The 4,548-nt window shown below is 61.6% G+C and carries 3 protein-coding genes; 2 read left to right on the top strand and 1 reads right to left on the bottom strand.

All coding sequences use genetic code 11. The annotated features are described in order from the left end of the window. A partial coding sequence (locus HU218_RS13325; RefSeq protein WP_174875430.1) for a DUF5801 repeats-in-toxin domain-containing protein occupies nt 1–2,606 on the top strand: 2,606 nt, incomplete at its 5' end. Between the two features lie 138 nt (nt 2,607–2,744). On the opposite strand, the gene HU218_RS13320 is transcribed toward HU218_RS13325, so the two are convergent. Next, nucleotides 2,745–3,734: a LacI family DNA-binding transcriptional regulator gene (locus tag HU218_RS13320; RefSeq protein WP_174875429.1), complete on the bottom strand. Its 990-nt coding sequence runs from the start codon at nt 3,732–3,734 to the stop codon at nt 2,745–2,747. 152 nt (nt 3,735–3,886) lie between these two features. On the opposite strand from HU218_RS13320, the gene HU218_RS13315 reads away from it, so the two are divergent. Further along, nucleotides 3,887–4,548: PTS sugar transporter subunit IIA (locus HU218_RS13315; protein ID WP_174875428.1), on the top strand; the 662-nt coding region annotated here is incomplete at its 3' end.

The following is a 4,548-nucleotide window of genomic DNA, read 5'->3' as shown; positions in this document are numbered from 1 at the left end:
CCCTGCAGACCCTGACGGTGGACGAGACCAATCTCGCCATCAACGATACGCAGAGCTTTGCCGGCATGTTCACCTCCAGCTACGGTGCCGACGGCGCGGGTCACATCGACTACAGCCTCAGCGTGGTGGCCGGTGCCAGCGGCCTGGTGGATACCGCCACCGGCCAGAATGTGGTGCTGAGCATGAACGGCGGCGTGGTGGAAGGCCGCACTGCCGGCAGTAATGCCCTGGTGTTCACCGTATCGGTAGATGCCAGCGGCAACGTCACCCTCGACCAGTTGCGGGCCGTGGTGCATCCGACGGCCGACCCGAACGAACCGACGACCCTGTCGGCGGCCAACCTGGTGACCCTCACCGCCACCATCACCGACAAGGATGGTGACCACACCGATGCCCATGTCGATATCGGCACTGCGCTGCAGTTCCTCGACGATGGCCCGAGCATCAGCCCGGCCGATGTCACCCTGCAGACCCTGACGGTGGACGAGACCAATCTCGCCATCAACGATACGCAGAGCTTTGCCGGCATGTTCACCTCCAGCTACGGTGCCGACGGCGCGGGTCACATCGACTACAGCCTCAGCGTGGTGGCCGGTGCCAGCGGCCTGGTGGATACCGCCACCGGCCAGAATGTGGTGCTGAGCATGAACGGCGGCGTGGTGGAAGGCCGCACTGCCGGCAGTAATGCCCTGGTGTTCACCGTATCGGTAGATGCCAGCGGCAACGTGACCCTCGACCAGTTGCGGGCCGTGGTGCACGGTAATATCAGCGACCCCAACGACGTGGTAACCCTATCTGCGGCCAACCTGGTGACCCTCACCGCCACCATCACCGACAAGGATGGTGACCACACCGACGCCCATGTCGATATCGGCACCGCGCTGCAGTTCCTCGACGATGGCCCGAGTATCGTCGCCACATCCAACCTGGTATACGCCAACAGCCTCAACGATGGTTCTAGCGGGGCAGCTGGCATCTTCGACTACACGATCGGCGCCGATGCACGCGGCAGCTACTCTTCGATCAACACCGACTTCCAGTCCATCACCCTGGCTGGGACGGTGGGTGCAGCAAACATCAGCTCGCAAAGCGTTACCTGGGCATCGGAAAACAGCTCGTCCGCCACCTTCAACATCGCTTTCGACTATGCGGCCAACCCGCTGAACCCAGGTGCACTCACCCACGCTACCGGCACACTGGTCTTCGACAAAGTGGCTGGTACCTACACAGTGTCGCTGGATCAGCCGATCAACAGTTACACCGTGCTAAGCACCAGTCACACCGTGTCCCAGGAAAACTATGACCTGGGCGGTTCGCCGAAGCCGGAAATCGTTGTTTCCAAACTGGATGATGGCTTCTATGCCCGCTTTACCGGCGGCTCCGGCAGCTTCCAGACCAGTAACGGCGACAGCACACTGACCAATGGCGAAACCTTCTCCGCCACGCAAAGCTGGGTGAGCATCAGCGGTACCGAAAACGGTATTGCCAGTGACACCATCCAGAATGGCGAAGTGCTGAACATGGACTTCTATACCAGCAGCCCGGGCAACAACCCCAACCCCGGCGCCGGCACTGCCTACGCCGACGGGGTTTACCTGATCCTTGCCAAGTGGATTCCAGGCGAGGATATGGTGGTGTTGCTCAAACTGGTGGATTCGGTCACCCATGCCACCACTACCCGCACTGTGATCGTGGATTCTGGAGACATCTACAACCAGTCAACGGAAACCAACCCCTACGGCATCACGGGAGGTGACGGGGTAGTCATTATCGAAAGCAATGACTACAACGGCGTTGGCGAGCATTACCAGATTGCCGGCATGCAGCTGCTGGTTTCCACCGATGGCGTCAGCGGCTCCGGCATTGATCTGAACCGCGCCACCGGCAGCGGCGGAGCCTCCACCGGCACGGAAGCTTTTGGTGCCATCACCGACGACCATGATGTGATCAAGATCGTGGACATCGGCCTGATCAGCAGCCAGACCAACACCCAGGACACCAACCTGACCTTCGATGTGAAAGTGGCTGATGCCGATGGCGACACCACTTCGGTGCAACAGCTGCACGTCACCATTGATGCCGGTGGCACGCTCGATGGCACTAGCGGTAATGATGCGCTGTATGGCGGCATTGGCAGTGACACGCTTGTCGGTCATGGCGGCAACGACATTTTCGTCGGTGGTGCCGGCAACGACACCATGACTGGCAATACGGTAAGTGATCTGCTGCACCATGATTCCTTCGTCTGGAATCTGGGCGATCAGGGCACTACCGGTACGCCAGCTACCGATACCATCACCACCTTCAATGCCAGCAGAGGAGATGCGCTGGACCTGCACGATTTGCTGCAGGGAGAAAATGCGGCAACAACCCTGACAGAAATCAACAACAGCCTGCCGGCCTCTGCTGATAACTTGCTGAACTACCTGCACTTTACCCAAGTGGGTGCAGATACCGTAGTTCAGGTCAGCTCGACGGGGAACGTCTCCGCCAGTCATGACCAGACTATCGTGCTGCAAAACGTCAGCCTGAGTTCTCTGGGTGGCACAACGGATGCAGACATCATTAAACATCTGCTCACCAGCAATAACCTGAAAACCGACTAAGGCGCTCGGGGCATGTCAAAGAGCCGGCATCTGCCGGCTCTTTTTTATTTGCCATCTTATCCACACGAGGTTGGCCGCAAGTTTATTTGCCATCTTATCCACACGAGGTTGGCCGCAAGTAGCGGCGGCCAACCTTGATCACCTCTGGCGCAGTGGCGCGCTGCTGCCGCGGGCCACCAGCTTGCCCTGCAACACCACGTGGCGGTGGCTGCGGGCCGGGTCCTCCAGCCGCGCCAGCAGCATGGCCATGGCGCTGCGGCCGATTTCGTCCACCGGCTGCTCGATCACCGTCAGCCCTGGGTCGATCAGGCTGGTCCACACTTCGTTGTCGAAACCGGCCAGCGCCAGATCCTGCGGCAGGCACAGGCCGGCGGCCTTGATGGCGCGCACCGCGCCCAGCAGGAAGATGCCGTTGCTGATCAGCAAGGCGCGCGGCCGGTCCGGTTCGGCCAGCCAGGCGGTGACCGCCGCCTCCGCCGCCTCCACACTGGGCGGCACGAAACGCGCCGGCGATGGCAGGCCGGCATGGGTCAGCGCCTCGGCAAAGCCGGCGTGGCGCTCGGCACCGGTGCTGCTGGTATTGCCGAACAGCCCGCCGATGTCGCGGTAGCCGGCGGCCAACAGGTGTTCCACCAGCTGCGCGGCGGCGCGGCGATTGTCCAGCACCACCGCGTCACCGTCGCCCTGCGCCGGTGTGCGGTCGATCATCACCACCGGAAAACCCAGCGACTCGGGATCCAGCGCCGCCACACTGTGACGGGTGGGCGCCAGGATCACGCCGGTGACACGCTCCTCGCGCATCAGCTTCAGGTACATCGCTTCTTTTTCCGGGCTTTCATCGGTATTGCACAGGATCACCCGCATGCCGTTGCGGTAGGCCTCGTCCTCCACCGCGCGGCTGACGGCGGTAAAGAACGGGTTGCGGATATCCGACACGATCAATCCTATAGTGTCGGTGTGCTGTGAACGCAGACGGCGCGCCGCCAGATTGGGGCGGTAATCCAGCTTGGCCATGGCCGCCTCTACCCGCTTGCGCACCTTGTCGCTCACCGGGCCGTTGCACAGCACGCGGGATACCGTAGAGACCGATACACCAGCCAGTTCCGCCACATCCTTGATTTTTGCCATCCGATTTCTCCGGTATCGATTGCAACCGTACAAATCCTTGTCAGTTGCGTTATTTGCCAAGATGTTACACCGAAATTGAAATGTTGATTGACACAAAAACTGGTATCGATTTCAATGCGGTCAAACAAATGTAGACACAGGAGACGCTCACCATGTCCAGCACGCTGATTCGCCCCGAACTGGTTCGCCTGGGGGCCACACCGGCCAGCAAGGCCCAAGCCATCAGGGAAGCAGGCCAACTACTGGCTGCCGCCGGCCATATCGACCCGGCCTATGTAGACAGCCTGCTGGCGCGTGAGAACGTTGCCAATACTTACCTCGGTCATGGCGTGGCGATTCCGCACGGCATGATCGAAGACCGCCACCTGATCCGCAGTACCGCGATTGCCGTGCTGCAGGTACCGGGCGGCATCGAATGGAACCCGGGCCAGACCGTGCACCTGGTATTCGCCATTGCCGCGCAGTCCGACGAACACCTGGCGCTGCTGCGCCGCCTCACCCGCCTGCTGCAGGACGAGGCCGCGCTGGGCCGCCTGTTCGACACCCCGCATCCGGCCGACCTGCTGGCCGCGCTGGAGCAGCAGGCACCGGCCGCCGCCCCGGCCGAACAGATTGCCGATTTCGCCCACGGATTCGACTGGGTGATGAACTACCCCAATGGCCTGCATGCCCGTCCGGCACAGCAGTGGGTGGAAACCGCCCGCCGCTTTGCGGCCAACGTACGGGTGCGCAAGGGCACGGAAAGCGGTGACGGCAAGAACCTGATCGGCCTGCTGCAACTGGGCATCGCCCACGGCGAAACGCTGCACGTATC

This window comes from Vogesella oryzae (assembly GCF_902829295.1).
Classification (GTDB): Bacteria; Pseudomonadota; Gammaproteobacteria; order Burkholderiales; family Chromobacteriaceae; genus Vogesella; species Vogesella oryzae.
This window is presented reverse-complemented; position numbering and strand designations above follow the sequence as displayed.

Bases quoted from the DNA above. Each gene is read 5' to 3' on its own strand.
- HU218_RS13320 (WP_174875429.1), bottom strand. From the start codon at position 3,734: ATGGCAAAAATCAAGGATGTGGCGGAACTGGCTGGTGTATCGGTCTCT.